Origin of the sequence: Pseudomonas sp. RIT-562, assembly GCF_026241895.1 — a bacterium.
Classification (GTDB): domain Bacteria; phylum Pseudomonadota; class Gammaproteobacteria; order Pseudomonadales; family Pseudomonadaceae; genus Aquipseudomonas; species Aquipseudomonas mandelii_F.
Genome location: NZ_JAPJIV010000002.1, coordinates 353,706 through 371,754, shown reverse-complemented (window position 1 = coordinate 371,754; position 18,049 = coordinate 353,706). Strand labels below are relative to the sequence as shown.

Annotated in this window: 18 protein-coding genes; 11 read left to right on the top strand and 7 right to left on the bottom strand. The window is 61.1% G+C overall.

The genetic code is table 11. The annotated features are described in order from the left end of the window. Positions 1–86 precede the first annotated feature (86 nt). Positions 87–596 (bottom strand): DUF6622 family protein, encoded by a 510-nt coding sequence (locus tag ORL50_RS04525; RefSeq protein ID WP_266010429.1) that lies wholly within the window; start codon positions 594–596, stop codon positions 87–89. A 197-nt stretch (positions 597–793) separates the two neighbouring features. Here ORL50_RS04525 and ORL50_RS04520 point away from each other — a divergent pair, with 197 nt between their 5' ends. Continuing rightward, complete coding sequence (locus tag ORL50_RS04520) at positions 794–1,549, top strand: class II aldolase/adducin family protein (protein ID WP_266010428.1); 756 nt, start codon at positions 794–796, stop codon at positions 1,547–1,549. A gap of 112 nt (positions 1,550–1,661) precedes the next feature. On the opposite strand, the gene ORL50_RS04515 is transcribed toward ORL50_RS04520, so the two are convergent. Then, positions 1,662–3,176: a sensor histidine kinase gene (locus ORL50_RS04515; protein ID WP_266010427.1), complete on the bottom strand. Its 1,515-nt coding sequence runs from the start codon at positions 3,174–3,176 to the stop codon at positions 1,662–1,664. Continuing rightward, positions 3,173–3,889 carry a response regulator transcription factor gene (locus ORL50_RS04510; RefSeq protein WP_266010426.1) on the bottom strand — a complete coding sequence of 239 codons (717 nt, stop codon included), beginning with the start codon at positions 3,887–3,889 and terminating at the stop codon, positions 3,173–3,175. The genes ORL50_RS04515 and ORL50_RS04510 overlap by 4 nt, the downstream gene beginning before the upstream one ends. 151 nt (positions 3,890–4,040) lie before the next feature. Here ORL50_RS04510 and msrB point away from each other — a divergent pair, with 151 nt between their 5' ends. Together msrB and msrA are read left to right on the top strand one after the other, a co-directional pair. After that, a complete protein-coding gene (gene msrB, locus ORL50_RS04505; RefSeq protein WP_266010425.1) occupies positions 4,041–4,553 on the top strand; it encodes a peptide-methionine (R)-S-oxide reductase MsrB in 513 nt (170 codons plus the stop codon). Positions 4,554–4,576: 23 nt separating this feature from the next. Further along, complete coding sequence (gene msrA, locus ORL50_RS04500) at positions 4,577–5,281, top strand: peptide-methionine (S)-S-oxide reductase MsrA (protein ID WP_266010424.1); 705 nt, start codon at positions 4,577–4,579, stop codon at positions 5,279–5,281. A gap of 66 nt (positions 5,282–5,347) precedes the next feature. On the opposite strand, the gene ORL50_RS04495 is transcribed toward msrA, so the two are convergent. Beyond that, on the bottom strand, positions 5,348–6,253 hold the full coding sequence (locus tag ORL50_RS04495; protein ID WP_266010423.1) for a LysR family transcriptional regulator: 906 nt from the start codon (positions 6,251–6,253) through the stop codon (positions 5,348–5,350). 102 nt (positions 6,254–6,355) lie between these two features. Between ORL50_RS04495 and ORL50_RS04490 the strand changes: the two genes are divergently transcribed. Next, on the top strand, positions 6,356–7,522 hold the full coding sequence (locus ORL50_RS04490) for an aspartate aminotransferase family protein (RefSeq protein WP_266010422.1): 1,167 nt from the start codon (positions 6,356–6,358) through the stop codon (positions 7,520–7,522). Between the two features lie 225 nt (positions 7,523–7,747). On the opposite strand, the gene ORL50_RS04485 is transcribed toward ORL50_RS04490, so the two are convergent. Both ORL50_RS04485 and ORL50_RS04480 read right to left on the bottom strand, forming a co-directional pair. Continuing rightward, positions 7,748–8,170: a bleomycin resistance protein gene (locus tag ORL50_RS04485; RefSeq protein WP_266010421.1), complete on the bottom strand. Its 423-nt coding sequence runs from the start codon at positions 8,168–8,170 to the stop codon at positions 7,748–7,750. A gap of 55 nt (positions 8,171–8,225) precedes the next feature. Further along, positions 8,226–10,139 (bottom strand): alkaline phosphatase D family protein, encoded by a 1,914-nt coding sequence (locus ORL50_RS04480; protein ID WP_266010420.1) that lies wholly within the window; start codon positions 10,137–10,139, stop codon positions 8,226–8,228. Between the two features lie 208 nt (positions 10,140–10,347). On the opposite strand from ORL50_RS04480, the gene ORL50_RS04475 reads away from it, so the two are divergent. The 7 genes from ORL50_RS04475 (at position 10,348) to ORL50_RS04445 (ending at position 16,730) form a co-directional block, all read left to right on the top strand. Further along, on the top strand, positions 10,348–11,328 hold the full coding sequence (locus ORL50_RS04475) for a quinone oxidoreductase family protein (RefSeq protein WP_266010419.1): 981 nt from the start codon (positions 10,348–10,350) through the stop codon (positions 11,326–11,328). 13 nt (positions 11,329–11,341) lie between these two features. After that, positions 11,342–12,190, top strand: coding sequence for a TauD/TfdA dioxygenase family protein (locus tag ORL50_RS04470; RefSeq protein ID WP_266010418.1), 849 nt, complete (start codon positions 11,342–11,344; stop codon positions 12,188–12,190). 87 nt (positions 12,191–12,277) lie between these two features. Then, on the top strand, positions 12,278–13,330 hold the full coding sequence (locus ORL50_RS04465; protein WP_266010417.1) for a beta-keto acid cleavage family enzyme: 1,053 nt from the start codon (positions 12,278–12,280) through the stop codon (positions 13,328–13,330). A gap of 91 nt (positions 13,331–13,421) precedes the next feature. Next, entirely contained in the window at positions 13,422–14,741 is a 1,320-nt protein-coding gene (locus tag ORL50_RS04460; protein WP_266010416.1) for an MFS transporter, read from the top strand. Then, positions 14,738–15,400: a DsbA family oxidoreductase gene (locus tag ORL50_RS04455; RefSeq protein WP_266010415.1), complete on the top strand. Its 663-nt coding sequence runs from the start codon at positions 14,738–14,740 to the stop codon at positions 15,398–15,400. Before ORL50_RS04460 ends, ORL50_RS04455 begins: the two co-directional genes overlap by 4 nt. Then, on the top strand, positions 15,397–15,723 hold the full coding sequence (locus tag ORL50_RS04450; protein ID WP_266010414.1) for a Rieske (2Fe-2S) protein: 327 nt from the start codon (positions 15,397–15,399) through the stop codon (positions 15,721–15,723). The genes ORL50_RS04455 and ORL50_RS04450 overlap by 4 nt, the downstream gene beginning before the upstream one ends. Then, positions 15,720–16,730, top strand: coding sequence for a YeiH family protein (locus tag ORL50_RS04445; RefSeq protein ID WP_266010413.1), 1,011 nt, complete (start codon positions 15,720–15,722; stop codon positions 16,728–16,730). Before ORL50_RS04450 ends, ORL50_RS04445 begins: the two co-directional genes overlap by 4 nt. Before the next feature lie 133 nt (positions 16,731–16,863). Here ORL50_RS04445 and ORL50_RS04440 read toward each other — a convergent pair whose 3' ends face one another. Next, entirely contained in the window at positions 16,864–17,871 is a 1,008-nt protein-coding gene (locus ORL50_RS04440) for an AraC family transcriptional regulator (RefSeq protein ID WP_266010412.1), read from the bottom strand. Between the last annotated feature and the right edge of the window lie 178 nt (positions 17,872–18,049).

Here is an 18,049-nt window from a genome sequence, read left to right as displayed (position 1 = left end):
ATTTCACTACTTCTTTAACTTTGGATGAGGCGAGAAAGCCCAAGGCCTTTTCAGGCCGCCTAATCTATTGGACCGGGGCCGCGTTGTCACGGATTCGTCGCCGGTGGGATTTTCAGTGAACGGAACACCTGATAAAACTTGATTGAACGCCCGCAAAACAATCCGCTGGCAATCCCCGACGCACAGGCCTTGAGCAACATCACTGGGAGTGTTTTCGACAGTTGCGGGTGCACCTCGGCCTCGTAGCCGAAGTAATAGTTGACGGCAAAGAGCAGCAGATACAGCACCAGGGTCTTGCTGGTCCCCGGCAGCATCAGCCCGGTTCCCTTGGCATCCAGCCTGACATCCTTGCTGGAGAAAATCAGCAATGCCGCGGCGCTGCCCACCAGTACTGCCACCAACCAGAAGCCCAGCGATAATGCGGGATGCAGTGACAGGTTCAGCGAATACAGGGACCAGGCGAGGAGGATCGGCGGCGTGATCAACAGTGACGTTCTGCTCTCACGCGTGGGGGAGAGGGCCTTGATCCCGAGGTAGCAGAGCAGCACGAACAGCGCGTAGACCCACGGCGGGGTGTTTTGCAGGGCGTTCAGCATCTTGACGCGTCCGTGTCGAAAAGTGAGGGAGGATAGTAACCGTGCAGCGTGCTCAGCAGCGACTATTTCCCCGGTCTGCCTGGATGAAGCACTGGCCAGTGAGTCGCGATTGGTGTTTATTGCTCGTCGGGGCTTCGACGGTTGGGATGCGTTGGGGCAAGGACTTGAGCGTGCAAGGTGACGGAGGAAGTGTCGACATGAACCCTGTGGAACAACGTTTACGCGAGGAGTTGGCCGCCTGTTACCGGCTGATCGCGCACTTTCGCATGACCGATCTGATTTTCACCCATATCTCGGTGCGCATTCCGGGCCCCGAGCATCATTTCCTGATCAATCCCTACGGCTTGATGTTCGATGAGATCACGGCGTCCAACCTGGTGAAAATCGACCTTCAAGGTCGTGCGGTGGAGGCCAGTGCCTACCCGGTGAATCCGGCGGGTTTTGTCATTCACAGTGCCATTCACGGCGCCCGGGAAGATGCCCAGTGCGTGCTGCACACCCACACCAAAGCTGGTTGCGCGGTCGCCGCGTTGAAGTGCGGGCTGCTGCCGGTTAACCAGATTTCCATGGAGTTCTATGGTCGGGTGGCCTACCACGACTATGAAGGCGTGGCGCTGGACATGAGTGAGCAACAGCGTTTGGTGCAGGACCTGGGGGACAAGTCGGTGCTGATGCTGCGCAACCATGGTCTGCTGACAGTGGGCGAGACCGTGAGCCAGGCATTCCTGCGCATGTACTACCTGGAAAAAGCCTGCGAAATCCAGCTGGCGGCGCAAGCGGCGGGTGAAGTGATTTTGCCTTCAGCCGAAGTGTGCGCACACACCGAACGTCAGTTCAATGATCCGGGGCGGCCGCTGGAGGAGGGCGAGCTGAATGACCCGGACGCGCTGCAATTGGCTTGGGCCGCATTGATTCGATTGCTGGATCGGGTGGCTCCGGGGTATCGGGATTGATCCGGCTGCTGTTGTGAGCTGACTGGCGTAATCGCCGACTAGCCAGCAAGATCCTCTGTGGGACATCCTCTGTGGGAGCAAGGCTTGCCCGCGATGCAGGCGCCTCGGTGTGTCAGGCCTGCCCCGGTGTGTTCAGGTTCATCGAGCGCACTGCCAATTGCGTCGCAACTGCCTCATCCACCGGCAACGAAAACACCAAAGTTGCCCCTTGCCCCGGCACATCCACCAAACGAATTTCCCGGCCATGCAGTTGCAGGATCCGTTGCACAATACGCAACCCCAAGCCCCCATCACGCCGCGCGCCGCCGATGTTGAACGGGCGCAAAAACAACCCCTCGCGCAACTGCGCAGCAATACCCGGGCCGCTGTCACTGACGGTGATCTCGACGAACCGGTCTTGCGGCACCAGGTGGATGCTGATGACTCCGCCCACTGGCGTATGGCGCAGGGCGTTATCGAACAGGTTGGTCAGTACCCGCTCGATCAGCCCCAGGTCGGCGAACACCCCGGACACCGTGGGTGCAAAGCAAGCCTTGAGCTGCACCTGGCGCGCTTCGGCAGTCAGTTCGAATTTCTGGAAAATGTCCTGCACCAGGTCGGTCAGGGAAAAACGTTCCAGCACGGGCTGCACAAACCCATGCTCCAACCGCACCAGTTCCAGCAGCGACTGCGCCAGACCACCAACCTTGCGGCTTTGATCGAGGGCGATGCCCAGGTAACGACGACGGTCGGCAACGGACAAGGTCGCGTCCTTCAGGGACAGGGTTTCCAGATAACCATGCAGCGACGCCAAGGGCGTGCGCAGGTCGTGGGAAATGTTCGCCACCAACTCGCGTCGCTCCTGGTCCTGGCGAGTCAGTGAACGCCATTGGTCACTCAGACGCGCCTGCATCTGGCGGAAGGCGGCATCGAGTGTGGCGATCTCGTCATGGCTGACGGCCTTTTCTACCTGAGTCGCAGGTGTGGGCGCTATGCCATCGATGTCGAACTGGCTGACATTGCCCGTCAGGCGCCTCAAGGGCCGGGTGATCAGCGAGAAGGCCGTGAGACCGGCGATCAGGCATAACAACGCCACCAGCCCGATCGACCACAAGGCCGTGTTCAATGCAGCGCTGGTTGCGCCTTTTTCGGCAAAACGGTCGTGTTCTTCGCCGAGCAGCACCACATAGAGATAGCCTGCCGGCCTGCCATCGACTTTTAGTGGCGCCGCGCTGAACACCTTGCGCGCTTCGGTGCTGCGCGGGTCGTCGCCGAGTATCGGCAGGGCAGCGCCATTGAGCAGGCGCTGGATGGGTGCCAGGTCCACCTGCTGTCGGCGAATCCGCCCTTCGGGCGCTGCGCTGCCAACAATTCGGCCTGCAGGGTCCAGCAGGTACACCTCGACGCTGGGGTTCACCAGCATCAGCTGGTTGAACAGGTTGCGTACCGCGTCCGGCATCAGGCCCTGAGTGTTCATCAGCACCGTATCATTGGCAATGTGTTGTGCCAGATTCCTCGACAACCCCTGCACCACCTCCTGCTCATGCATCTGGTTGGAGCGCACCTGCATCCACGCCGAAGTACCGCAGCACACCAGCAAAAGCACGGCGAACACCAGTGACAGGCGTTGGGTCAGGGTCAGCTTCATGGCTGCTCCTCTTGCGCCGCAAACTTGTAGCCACGCCCCCACACCGTGAGGATGCGTGCCGGTTGGGTCGGGTCGGCCTCGACCTTGGCCCGCAGGCGATTGATGTGGGTGTTGACCGTATGCTCGTAGCCCTCGTGGCTGTAGCCCCAGACGGCATTGAGCAGGTCCATGCGCGAGAACACCTTGCCGGGCTGGCGGGCGAAAAAATACAACAGGTCGAACTCACGGGGCGTGAGGTCCAGGCGCCGACCATCGAGGGCGACGTCGCGGGTGATCGGGTCGATCGACAGACCGTCGAGACTCAGGCTGCCGGCGTCCATCTTCAGGTTGCGCGCCATTGCGTCCACCCGGCGCAGCAGCGCCTTGACCCGGGCCACCAGCTCGAGCATGGAGAAAGGCTTGGCCAGATAGTCGTCGGCGCCCAGCTCGAGGCCCAGGATCCGGTGCATTTCACTTGAGCGGGCGCTGGTGATGATGATCGGCGTATAGCGCGCCATGGCCCGGGCGCGGCGGCAGATCTCCAGGCCGTCGACCCCTGGCAGCATCAGGTCGAGTATCAGTGCGTCCCAGCTTCCCTGCTGCAGCATGCGCATGCCTTCGTCACCCTCTGCGCAGTGCACCACCTCGAACTGCTCATCACGAAGATGCAGGCAGATAAGGTCGGCGATATGCAGGTCGTCCTCGACCACGAGGACGCGTTTGGTCTGTTCCATCAAGCTCAATCCTTCAGCGCAGTATGCGTAGTGTGCGGGTTTTTCCCCGGGCGAGTTATCACGATTTATTTAACTCTCCGTGAGGATTTGGCGATCAAACCAAGCCTAGGCTGTGTTCCATGAAAGGCCCCTTGGATTTTTGGAGACGAGCATGTTTTCTCGACGGCAGTTTCTCGTAGCGAGCAGCGGGCTGGGGGTTGCAGCCCTGGCGATCGGTGTATTGCCAAAATTTGCCGGTCGCCCCTCATTCATTGGCGATGCCAATGCCGCAGAGGTCTTCGAAGTGACTCACAGCGACAGTGAATGGCGTGCCCTGTTGAGCGATGAGCAATACGAAATCCTTCGCGAAGAGGGCACCGAGCGGGCCTACAGCAGTGCGCTGAACGATGAACACCGCGACGGTACTTTCACCTGTGCCGGCTGTGACCTGGCACTGTTTTCCTCTGCCACGAAATTCGACAGCCGTACCGGCTGGCCAAGCTTCTGGGCACCGCTGGACAACGCGGTGGGCATTCGCCAGGACCGCTCATTCGGCATGGTGCGCGAAGAGGTGCACTGCCGAAGATGTGGCGGCCACCTGGGGCATGTCTTCGATGACGGGCCCAAACCCACGGGCCTGCGTTACTGCATGAACGGCCTGGCGATGAAGTTCACTCCAGCTTGATCCTTGTTTCGGGAGTAAGACCCATGAAAGTCTCCTTCACCTGGCGTCGCACACTGTTGGGCCTGGCAGCCGCCAGCGTGATCGGGCAATGCTCGGCCTTCTCCTTTGGTGCCGAGGACGCAGTGGTTATCCCACCTCCGGCATTCGACCCTACCACCCAGGCGCGCAGTGAAACCGCAGTCTTCGCCGGCGGATGTTTCTGGGGCGTGCAGGGTGTGTTCCAGCACGTCAAGGGCGTGCAAGGCGCCGTGTCGGGATATGCCGGTGGTACCGCTGAAACAGCCCGCTACGAGCGGGTGAGCGACGGCGATACCGGGCATGCGGAAGCAGTAGAAGTCAGGTTCGACCCTACCCAAGTGAGTTATGGCTCCCTATTGCAAATTTATTTCTCGGTGGCCCACAACCCCACCGAACTCAATCGCCAGGGCCCCGACAGTGGCACCCAGTATCGGTCGGCGATTTTCACTCGCAATGGCGATCAGCAAAAAATCGCCCAGGCCTACATCGCCCAGCTCGACTCCGCGCATTCGTTCAACAAGCCGATCGTGACCAGGCTGGAAAGCTACAACGGCTTCTACCCGGCAGAGGATGAACACCAGGACTTCCTGACCGAACATCCCACTTACCCGTATATCGTCATCAACGATCTGCCCAAGGTGGCGCAGTTGAAGCAACTGTACCCGGATCGGTACCAGGAAAAACCGGTGCTGGTTAAGGGCGGCTGGTAATTTTGGGGCTACACATCGGTCAGGCGCTTGCCTATTTCAAAGGCACATCCCGTCCTAACCTGGCTACTACTGCTTGCCCCACAGCTGCATCGCGAAATCAACGAAGTGGCGCAGCTTGGGCAGACGGTATCTATCCTGGGCATAAATCAGGCTCATGGGCCGGCTCGGCAGTTGATAGTCAGGGATCAGGGCCACGAGTTGTCCGCTCGCCAGGTCCTGCTCCACCAGCGCGTCCGGCAACATCACGATACCCATGCCGGTGCGAGCCGCCTGGTGCAGGCCCGCGGAGCTGTTGATCAGCAGCGTGCCGCTGACCGCTACCATCACTTCACCGTCAGGACCGCTGAGGCGCCAGTGTTTCTCCACCGAGTGCCAGTCGTCCCCGGCCGGATAGGCGAAGGCCAGGCAGTCATGTTGTCGCAGGTCCTCGGGTGTTTGCGGATTGCCCCGGCGTGCCAGGTAGTCCGGCGAAGCGCACATGGTCAAGGTGTAGTCGATCAGCGGCCGGGCGATCATGTTGCTTGGCTCGATGGCGCCCAGACGAAACGCCACGTCCAGGCCGTTTTCCAAAAGGTCCGGGCGGCCGTTGGAGAGCATCACGTCGAGTTTGACCTGGGGGTAGCGCAGGGCAAACTCGCTGAGGGCCGGTGCAAGTTTTTCAGTGCCGAAAGTCAGCGGTGCGGTGATGCGCAATGTACCGCTGGGTGTGTCCTGGCTTTGTTCGGCCATCCGCTCGGAGTCGGCCACCAGGCCCAGCACTTCCAGGCAGCGCTGATAGTAGGCCGTGCCGAACTCCGTCAGGCGCTGGCGCCGGGTGGTGCGATTGAGCAGGCGCACGCCCAGGCGCTGCTCCAAGGCACGCAGGTGATTGCCCACCATGGTGGTGGACATTGCGCACTGGTACGCGGCGGCGGTCATGCTGCCGGTCTCGACCACCCGCACGTACACGGTCATTGCCTGGAACAGATCCATTATCAAGCCCAGCTTTAAAATGATTGAAGGAATGCAGCGTTTATCCAGCTCAGGTGGCTAACGATACTGGAAAAACACCGACAATTGATGGAGCTTTACGTCATGACCGCCGCCTGCCTGATGACCACCTACCAACCACTGGCCCTGAGTTTCTGCAAGGGCCTGGGTACGCGCCTGTGGGATCAGGCCGGGCGCGAATACCTCGACGCGGTGGCGGGAGTGGCAGTGACCAACGTTGGCCATTCCCACCCGAAAATCGTCGCGGCGATCAGCGAGCAGGCGGGACTGTTGCTGCATACGTCGAACCTGTACAGCATCGACTGGCAACAACGCCTGGCCGGTAAGCTGACCCAATTAGCCGGCATGGAGCGGGCGTTCTTCAACAACTCCGGCGCTGAAGCCAACGAAACCGCGTTGAAGCTGGCGCGACTGCACGGCTGGCGCAAAGGTATCGAAAAGCCGCTGGTGGTGGTCATGGAAAACGCTTTCCACGGTCGGACCCTTGGCACCTTGTCCGCCAGCGATGGCCCGGCCGTACGGCTTGGGTTCAGCGAGCTGCCAGGAGACTTCGTCAAAGTGCCGTTCGGCGACCTCAAGGCGCTCGATCGGGTGCAGCAACTCCACGGCCCGCGCATCGTGGCAATCCTGATGGAGCCAATCCAGGGCGAAAGTGGCGTGCAACCGGCGCCACCTGGCTACCTGAAAGCCGTGCGCGAACTGTGCAATCGGCAAGGGTGGCTGATGATGCTGGATGAGATCCAGACCGGAATCGGCCGCACTGGCCAGTGGTTCGCGTTCCAGCACGAAGGCATCGTCCCGGACGTCATGACCCTGGCCAAGGGCCTGGGCAACGGCATCCCCATCGGCGCCTGCCTGGCACGGGGCAAAGCCGCCGAGCTTTTCACCCCTGGCAGCCACGGCAGCACTTTCGGCGGTAATCCGCTGGCCTGTCGGGTTGCTTGCACGGTGTTGGAAATAATCGAAGAGCAGGCCTTGCTGCACAACGCCGCACGCCAGGGCGACCGCCTGCTCGCCAGATTGCGTGCCGAGTTGGCGGACAATCCGAACGTGCTGGCCATTCGTGGTCACGGCCTGATGATCGGCATCGAACTCAAGCAACCCATCCGCGACCTGACCCTGATTGCCGCCCGCGACCACGGCTTGCTGATCAACGTCACCCGCGGCAAAACCATCCGCCTGCTGCCACCGTTGACGATTGATGAGCGGGAGGTGGAGATGATTGTCAGAGGGATATGTCGGGTGATCTGATTTCTCGATTCACCCACAACCCCCGTAGGAGCTGCCGCAGGCTGCGATCTTTTGACTTTGATGTTTTCGGCGATATTGAAGCCGCTGAAGATCAAAAGATCGCAGCCTGCGGCAGCTCCTACGGGTCCGTCGTTCACTTTGAAGGGAAGGGCTTTCCCCACCAGGCAGCCACCGAACACCGTCCATAGCCATAGGTCGCCAGCAGATAATTGAAATCTAGGTGTTCTAACAACGGCGTTCCCCCAGGCTTTCCACCAACCGCACCAGGTAACCGTCCGGGTCCTGTATCAGGAATTCCCGCTGGCCCACTTCAACCTTGTCGGCGCGATACCAGGTGTCGGCACACGCTCGAAACAGTGGCCATTGAACTTCAGACAGCCGCTGCAGAATCGGTTCAACTGATTCAACCGTAATCTGAAGATTGATCCCCCGACCAAAGGGCGCCTGCAGCGCACCACTGAGCCATTGCCCCTCCCCGGGATCGTACTGCTCCAGCATCAGCTGCGCGCCGTTCAGGTCAAGGTAGGCAAACCCGACTTCAGGACGCTCGTAGGCAATTGGAATACCGACCAACACCGTCCAGAAATGCAGGCTGTTCCCGATATCGCTGACCATCAGTTCAGGTACCAACTTGCTCCGTGCAAACATAAATATCCCTTTGTAGGAGTGAGCCTGCTCGCGATACGGACAACCCGGTCTCCCGTCAGTCTTCGTCCGGCGCAACCATCCGCGTCTTCGGCAGGCCGTTTGAATTGTGCTGATAAACAGCCTCAGGCTGTCCCTGCTGATTAAAAAACACCTGCCCAATGCCCGCCGAATTCCACAGGCGCTCACCCGCTTCAGCATGCTCCGGCACATGCGGAACAATGCGCATCAGCCGGCGCTTGGTCAGCCAGTTCAGCGGGGAACGCGGGGAATAGAGCCAGCGGTTCAGCCGGTCGAACCACTCCAGTAGCGTCGGCGGAAACTCGTTCTTGATGCCGCTGCTGACGATTTGCCAGATACGCGGACCGCCCTTGCGATGTCGGATAAATACCTCGTAGACGAAGGAATAATGCACATCCCCCGACAGCACTACGTAATTGCCCGGCGTCCGCGAGTGGCGGAAAATATTCAGGATTACCTGCGCCGCGCCGCGATGGGCCATCCAGTTTTCCGCGTCCACCAGCAGCGGGAAACCGCACCAGCTGAATATTTTCTGCACAGTCTCGATCAACTTCACGCCAAAGATCGGCGCCGGCGATACGATGATTGCCGAAGGGTGATCCAGCAATTCCTGCTGCAGCTCGCTCAGCGCTTCCCAGTCAAGCAAACCTGAGGGCTGCTTCAACGTCATTTCACTGCGCCAGCGGCGAGTGCGGGTATCGATCACCACCAGCGCCGGGCTGGTGGGCAGCACGTAGTGCCACTGCTGAAATTTCAGCAGGTCGTCGATCAGGTCATCCTGCACCGGGCTGTCCAGGTAACGGTCCTGCCCGGTCGCGCTGAACTGCGCGGTTTTCTTCAGCAGATCCTTGAACACATCCGGGTTATTACCCCAGCCCTGACACAGCATGTAGGCAATCAACGCATTGCCGATGATCCGCTTGGAGAACGGATGCCCGTAGGCCGTTTCCTCCCACTGCGCGGAAAGATTCCAGTCATCGGTAATATCGTGGTCATCGAAAATCATCAGGCTCGGCAAGTGCGCCAGCGCCCGGGCCACGCCACCCAGGCCGGCAGTGAAGCCATCAATGCGCGTCTGCTCCAGCGCATAACGCTCGCGCCGCTGCGCAGTCAGCACCGGCGGCTGCGGCGCAATCAGCGTCCACGGGGTCGGCGACCACACCAGCAGGTACATCGCCATCACCTCGGCAAATGTCACCAGATGATTGTCGGCGCTGCTGCTGGTGAAAATCGGCTTACGCGCCCCACCGAAAAATCGCTCACGCAGCGTCTCGTTGCTCTCAAGCGCCGGTAACAAATCCGCACGATGGTAATAACTGGCCGGGTGCTCGTAGAGCTTGGCGCTGTCGCTGACCACCGCGCCTTCGAGGTGTTCCTCGAACAACCCCAACCGCTCGATCAACGCATGAATCGCCCGCAGCGTCGGGCCAGCAACGTCGTCGGCATACACCTGGTCGCCGGTCATCATCAACACTGCGGGACGCTGCTGCGGCGGGTGCGCGGTCGCCAGCAACTGATCGACGCAGAGCAAACCATCGGCCGCAGGATGATGCGGTTTGCGACAGGAGCCATGCAGTAACTGATCGATCCGCGAGCGCAGCACGAAATTCGGCTGCAGTGCCTCTCCATACAACAGATGCGGCGCCCACTCGGCAATCCCGGCCCCGTCAATCAACAAGTCATATTCGATCAGGGTGTCGCAGGGCAGGGCGTTGTCGATTGGCACGTCGATCAAATGCACGAAGGCATGACTGCCCACCGCAATGACTGTGCATCGAGTGGAGGCGAGGTGGATGTCGGCGACACCCTGTAGACGCAGGGTCAGCTCCAGCTCCCGCGAACCCACCAGCCACAGCACCAGCCGCGTGGGCTCCAGGCGCCGCAACAGCGGGCCGGCGAGAACCGGTGGCAGGGAGTGAAGATCGGCGGGCGGTGGCAGCGTTACGGGCATCCGGGGTCATGGCTCTTGGGGCGCAGAGGCCGGCGATGATAACGCAGGTGGCGGCGGGACAGGCTAATGTGAATTTGTGTGACCAGATCTGTCATGAAATGAAAAGCCATTGTCGCCCGATGAGAAGCGTCGTATCAGGCCGCGACCTACAGTCCAATCAACGCAATTCGATGCCGCACGCCAACTTGCAGATTGGAGAATAAAAATAATGGCCAAAGCCGTACGCTTTTACGAAACCGGTGGTCCCGAGGTTCTACGTTATGAGGACGTCGAAGTCGGCGAACCCGGTCCAGGCGAGGTCCGCCTTCGTCATGTAGCGGTTGGCCTCAACTACGCCGACACCTACTTTCGCAACGGTACCTACCCGATCCCGATGCCCAACGGCATGGGGGTTGAAGCCTCCGGGGTGGTCCAGGCCATTGGTGAGGGAGTGACCAACGTGCAGGTGGGGGATCGCGTCACTTACACCGGTTTCCTCAATACCCTCGGCGCCTACAGCACCGAGCGCCTGATCCCGGCTGCGCCGCTGATCAAGCTGCCGGAAACCATCAGTTTCGAAACCGCCGCCGCGATGACCATGCGCGGGCTGACGTCCTCGTACCTGATGCGCCGCATCTACGACTTCAAGGCCGGTGACAGCATCCTCCTGCACGCTGCCGCCGGGGGCGTCGGGCTGATCGTCTCGCAGTGGGCCAAATTGCTCGGCCTGAACGTGATTGGCACTGTGTCGACCGAGCAAAAGGCTGAAATAGCCCGGGCTCACGGTTGCGCCCACACCATCAATTACAGCCACGAAGACGTCGCCGCCCGCGTTCGCGAGTTGACCGATGGCGTGGGGGTCAACGTGGTGTTCGACAGCGTTGGCAAGACTACTTTCATGGGGTCGCTGGATTCGTTGAAGCCTCGTGGCCTGATGGTCTGCGTGGGTACTGCGTCCGGGCCGATACCGGCGTTCGACCCGGTGCTGCTGGCGATGAAAGGTTCGCTGTTCCTGACTCGCCCGGCCCTGGCCAACTACATCAGTGACCCTGCGGAGAAAGCCGCCCTGGCCGGTGAGTTGTTCGACCACGTCGGCAGCGGTCGGATCAAGATCGAGATCAACCAGCACTACGCCTTGCAGGATGCAGTGCAGGCCCATCGCGATCTTGAGTCACGCAAGACCACCGGCTCGTCGATTTTCGTCATTTAAGGAGCGGCCAGCCATGAAAGTCGAACAATTGACCTGCAGCATCGGCGCCGAACTGATCGGCGTGAACCTCGCCGACGCGGTGCACGACGACGCTCTGTTTGGCGAGATCCGTGCCCAACTGCTCAAGCACCGGGTGGTGTTCCTGCGGGACCAGGACATCACTCGCGCCGAGCACGTGGCCTTCGCCCGACGGTTTGGTGAGCTGGAGGATCATCCGGTGGCGGGCAGCGATCCGCAGCATCCGGGGCTGGTGCAGATCTACAAGAACCCCGACCAACCGATGGACCGCTACGAAAACGCCTGGCACACCGATGCCACCTGGCGCGAGGCGCCGCCGATGGGGTGCGTGCTGCGTTGCGTCGAGTGCCCGCCGGTGGGTGGCGATACCATGTGGGCCAACATGGTTCTGGCCTACGAGAATTTGCCGGACGAGGTGAAAGTGAAAATCGCCGACCTGCGCGCCCGCCACAGTATCGAGGCGAGCTTCGGTGCGGCCATGCCGATCGAGAAGCGCCTGGCGCTCAAGGCGATGTACCCGGATGCCGAGCACCCGGTGGTGCGCACTCACCCGGAGACCGGCGAGAAGGTGCTGTTCGTCAACGCCTTCACCACCCACTTGAGCAATTACCACACCCCTGAGCGAGTGCGCTTCGGCCAGGATGCCAACCCCGGCGCGAGCGAGTTGCTGCGCTACCTGATCAGCCAGGCGTACATCCCCGAATATCAAGTGCGCTGGCGCTGGAAGCCCAACAGCATCGCCATCTGGGACAACCGCAGTACCCAGCACTATGCCGTCATGGATTACCCGCCGTGCCATCGCAAGATGGAGCGCGCCGGGATCATCGGCGACAAGACCTACTGACCCACCCCTTCTGCATACGCACTCGCTGACACGTCTGCCCGGCACGACTCCGGGTGGGCGGGACAATCATAAAAACTGGAGCAAGCCATGCAATTCTTCGACGATTCCCTGCACCCCGAAAACATGGAAAAAGTGGTCATTACCGTGGCCCCGTACGGCCCGGAATGGATGCCGGAAGACTTTCCCGAAGACATCCCGCTGACCATGGATGAGCAGGTCCAGAAAGCGGTCGATTGCTATGAAGCCGGTGCCACGGTGCTGCACCTGCATGTGCGCGAACTGGACGGCAAGGGCTCCAAGCGCCTGTCGAAATTCAATGAGCTGATCGCCGGTGTGCGTGAAGCGGTGCCGGACATGATCATCCAGGTCGGCGGTTCGATTTCCTTCGCCCCGGAAAGCGACGGCGAAGCCGCCAAGTGGCTGTCCGACGACACCCGGCACATGCTGGCCGAGCTGACCCCGAAGCCGGATCAGGTGACGGTGGCGATCAACACCACTCAGATGAACATCATGGAGCTGCTGTACCCGGAGTACCTGAAGGGCACTTCCTTGGACAACCCCATGATTCACGCCGCCTACAGCGAAATGACCGTACCGGCCGGTCCCGCCTGGGTCGCCGAGCACCTCAAGCGCCTGATGGACAACGGCATCCAGCCGCACTTTCAGCTGACCGGCATGCACGCGCTGGAAACCCTCGAGCGCCTGGTGCGCAGAGGTGTCTACATGGGCCCGCTGAACCTGACCTGGATCGGCATTGGCGGTGGTTTTGACGGGCCGAATCCGTTCAACTTCTTCAATTTCATCCATCGCGCGCCGGACGGCTGCACCCTGACTTCCGAGTCGCTGCTCAAGAACGTCATGCCGTTCAACACCATGTCGATGGCCATGGGCATGCACCCGCGCGTAGGCAACGAAGACACTATTATTGACCACAAGGGCGACCGTTTCGGCTCGGTGGCGCAGATCCAGCAGACCGTGCGTATCGCCCATGAGCTGGGTCGCGAAGTCGCCAGTGGCAAAGAAGCCCGCGAGATTTATCGCATCGGTGTGCAGTACGACAGCATCGAGCAAACCCTGCTGGCCAACGGCATGGCCCCCAACCGCAGGGCCGGGCAAAAAGGTGTGCCGCAACGCGGCTGACCGATGGAGCGGGCGAGGGGCCGTGCCCCCTCGTCCACTGAGCTGCAACGTGCTTGATAACAACAATAAATAAAAGCTTTGAGGAGGCTGCATGGCCTTTCACCCAATCGCCGCAGACGATGACGACTCCAGCGGAGTCGGCGTTCCGCGCCAATATGCCTGGATCGTCTTTGCCCTGACGTTCGGCTTGTTGATTTCCGATTACATGTCGCGTCAGGTGCTGAACGCGGTGTTTCCGCTGCTCAAGGGCGAATGGGTCCTGAGCGACGGCCAGCTCGGGCTGCTTAGCGGCATCGTCGCCTTGATGGTCGGCCTGCTGACATTCCCGCTGTCGCTGCTGGCTGACCGTTTTGGTCGGGTCAAAAGCCTCGCGCTGATGGCGCTGCTGTGGAGCCTGGCCACCCTGGGTTGTGCGGTGGCGCAGGATTATCAGCAGATGTTCATTGCGCGGTTCATGGTCGGCGTTGGCGAAGCGGCCTATGGCAGCGTCGGCATTGCGGTGGTGATTTCAGTATTTCCGAAACACATGCGCGCCACCCTGGCCAGTGCGTTCATGGCCGGCGGCATGTTTGGCTCGGTGCTGGGCATGGCATTGGGCGGTGCTATCGCGGCCAAGCTGGGCTGGCGCTGGTCGTTCGCCGGCATGGCGTTGTTTGGCCTGGTGCTGGCGGTGCTTTACCCGATCATCGTCAAGGAGGCGCGCATCGCTCCGCAACGGCTCGCCAAGGCTGTGGTGGGGGTCAAGCGGCCGTTACGGACGTTGTGGTCCAGCCGTTCGGTGGTGGCGACTTACATCGGCAGCGGCTTGCAGCTGTTCGTCGGCGGCACTGTGATGGTGTGGATTCCCAGCTACCTGAATCGCTACTACGACATGCCCACGGACAAGGCCGGCGGCATGGCCGCGATCATCGTGCTATGCAGCGGTGCCGGGATGATCGTGTGCGGCATGCTCAGCGACCGGCTGTGTCGCAACTCGCCGGAGCGCAAGGTCAGCCTGGCGATCGGTTTTTGCCTGGGCAGTTGCCTATTGCTGTCGGCGGCGTTCGCATTGTCAGCGGGACCTTTGCAACTGGGGCTCATATGCCTGGGCATGCTGATTGCCACAGGGACTACCGGGCCTGCCGGCGCGATGGTTGCCAACCTGACCCATTACTCCGTGCACGGCACCGCGTTCGCCACGCTGACGTTGGCCAACAACATGCTGGGGCTGGCGCCGGGGCCATTCATCACGGGGCGCGTGTCCGACCTGATTGGCCTGCATGCCGCTTTCCAATTGGTGCCACTGGTGAGCCTCGCGGCAGCGGCGGTGTTCTTTTATGCCAAGTGTCATTACCACAAAGACATTGCCCGCCTTCAGGGTCAGAGCGTGCCTGACGTCGTCCGTGAAGCCGGGTTAGAGGTGAAGTTGTGAGTCGTCATTTACAGATTGATGTGTTTTTCGATTTTATCTGCCCTTGGTGCCTGATCGGCAAACGCCAGTTGGAGCATGCGCAGGTCCAGTTCCGCAGTCGCCATCCGGACGTGAATATGAGCACGGTGTGGCATGGCGTGCAGTTGCTGCCGCAGTTGCCGGCAGAAGGCGAGCCCTTCGCCGATTTCTACCGCCAGCGCCTGGGCAGTGCCGACGCAGTGAGCCTGCGTCAGGCTCAGGTTCAGCAGGCTGCCGCGGCGGTTGGGTTGAACATCGATCTCGGCAGCATCGAGACGATGCCGAACACAGCCGACGCCCATCGTTTGTTCGAACGAGTTGGCGCGGTGGGCAACGTTGCCCAGCGTGAAATGCTGCTCGAACGGCTGTTCGCGGCCTATTTCTCGAGACGCGAAAATCTTGGGTGCGGTGAAACCTTGCTGGCTATTGCCCGTTCCTGCGGCGTCGATTCAGAGGTGCTGCTCGATTGCCTCAAGGGCGATGCCACGCCATTTGCAGGATCTGCGGCCGCTAGCAGTGGGGTGCCGAGCTTTCAGTTCGACCGCCGCATGACGGTGGTCGGTGCACAACCTGCGCAGGCGCTGCTCGGCGCGATGAACCAGGCGCTGAAGGACAGTGCGCGCGAGCGCCACCCGGCATGACCCGGCGCGTTCCCGTACCTGCCGGCAAATACCCGCAGGCCGGTGGCCGTGCGCTGTTCGAATTCGAAGACAAAAGCCTGGCGTTGTTCAACGTCGACGGGCAACTGTTTGCCATCGATGACAGCTGCCCGCACCAGGGCGCCTCGCTGTGTGGCGGGCGCCTGGAGGGCAGGGTTATTCAGTGCTGCGCCCATGGTTTGCGCTTCGATTTGCACAGCGGCTACTTGCTCAATTCCAGGCAGGTCAAAGTCAACAACTACCCGGTCGAGATCGTCGACGGCCAGGCGTTCATCGTCATTGTTCCCGAGGAGGGCGCGCCATGAGCGCCATTGCTCTGACCCGTCTCCATAGCCGCACGCGCGAATTGGCCCCGGGTTTTATCGTCAGCCTGATCGTGGCGGCGGCCGCGTCGTTTCTGTCCGAGCACTACGGTGCGCCGGTCATGCTGTTTGCCTTGCTGCTGGGCATGGCGCTGAATTTTCTTGCCGATGACGGCCCGTGCAAGGCCGGTGTCGAGTTTACTGCGCGCACCGTGTTGCGCATTGGCGTTGCGCTGCTGGGCATGCGCATCACTCTTGAGCAAATGGCCGCGCTGGGCTGGAAGCCGATTGCCCTGGTAGTGATCCTGGTGGTGGTGACCATCGGCGTTTCCGTGATCGCCGCCAAGGCCCTGGGCTTTCAACGTTTGTTTGGCATGCTCACTGGCGGCGCCACGGCGATCTGTGGCGCCTCGGCGGCGTTGGCCCTGGCGGCAGCACTGCCGAATCATCCGCAGAAGGAGCGGGCGACGCTGTTCACGGTGATTGGCGTTTCGGCGTTATCGACCCTGGCGATGATCGTCTACCCGATGATTGCCAACTGGCTGGAGCTGTCGCCGCAGGTGGCGGGGGTGTTCCTTGGCGCGACTATCCACGATGTGGCCCAGGTGGTCGGTGCCGGCTACAGCATGTCGACCGAGACCGGCGACACGGCCACGGTAATCAAGCTGATGCGGGTCGCCATGTTGCTGCCGGTGATCGTCGCGGCGGCCATGATCACCCGTATGCAAGGCGCTGATCCGACCGCCAAGCGCCCGCCGTTGCTGCCGTGGTTCGCGGTCGGTTTTCTGCTGCTGGCCTGCGTCAACAGCACTGGGTGGATAGCCCCGGCAGTGCAGGGCTCGGTTAACGAACTGTCGCGCTGGTGCCTGGTGGTGTCCATCAGTGCCTTGGGCATGAAGACCCGTCTGAAGGAGTTGGCTGCAGTCGGTATCAAACCGATCCTGCTGATGGTGGGGGAGACGGTGTTCCTGGTGGTGCTGGTGCTGTTGTTGCTGCGCTGGGCAGTTTAAACCTGATACAAAACCTGTGGGAGCGGGCTTGCTCGCGAAGGCGGTGTGTCAGGCGGCATTGACGCTGGATCTGCTGGCCACTTCGCGAGCAAGCCCGCTCCCACAGTGATTTCGGGTACACGCCGATTATGGGTCAGGACAGCTTGTGCTTCTGCGCCCGCCACGTCGCAGGCGGCATGCCGAACTGGTTGATGAACCAGCGCGTGAAAGAACTCGCCATGGAGTAGCCGAGCATGTCGGCAATTCGGCTAAGCGGGTAGTTCGGGTTTTCCAGATAACGCAGCACCAGGTCGCGGCGCACGTCGTTGATCAGGTCGTTGAAGGAGCAGCCGTCGTCCTTCAGGCGCCGCTGCAGGGTGCGCACGTTCATGCCCTGGGTTTGGGCGATCTGCTCGATGGTGGCGCGGCCCATGGGCAACAGCATGTAGATCGCCTTGCGCACTTCGAACAGCAGCGAGGCGCCCTCATGGTTCTGCAGCGAGTCGAGGTAACTCTGCGCGTAGCGGGCCATGGCGGGATCGGCGTGGGGATTGGGCAGGTCGAGACTGGTATTGGGACAGACGATGCCATTGAACTCGCTGCCGAACTCCAGGTTGCATCCGAACAGGCGCCGATGCAGTTGCAGGTTTTCCGGCGCCTGGTGCATGAAATTGACGCTGTAGGGGTGCCAGTGGCTGCCGAGCAACGCGGCGCACAGACGGAACATCACACCAATGGCCAGCTCAGTGGCCTGCTTGCTGGGCATCGGCGATTCGGTGACCACCTCTTCGCGAATGATCACCATCTTGCCGGCTTCTTCGACGAAGATCGCCAGGGAATTATTCATCAAGTGCCGGTAATGCAGCACCACCTGCAACGCATCGCGCAAGGTGCGCTGGTGGCTGAGCAGCAGGCTGACCACCCCGAAATCCGAGAGCTGGCGCGACTCGGCCATGCTCAGGCCTAACGTCTGGCAGCCGCTGGCGGCAGCCGATTCTTCCAGCAGGCGCACGGCAGAATCGATGGGAATGCGCGACTCGGGGGCTTGCAACTGGGCCTTGCTCAGGCCAACGCCCGCCATCACGTCCCGCGGGTTGAACCCCAGGTACTGGGTGACCTCCAGGTAGTTGGTCAACACGGCGGCGCGAACTAGCTTGGGCATGCGAAGGTCCTCCGTGGGTCGATGGCTATCGGCGTAAGCGAGGCGACTATATCCAGCGCGTGGGCCGTTGAACAGTTGTCGTCCGACAATCTGTCATGAAAAGAAAAGTACCTGACGTCCAATGTAAAGCGCACCGGTTGAGGGCTCTTTAATGTCGACACTACAAAAAGCCCCTGGC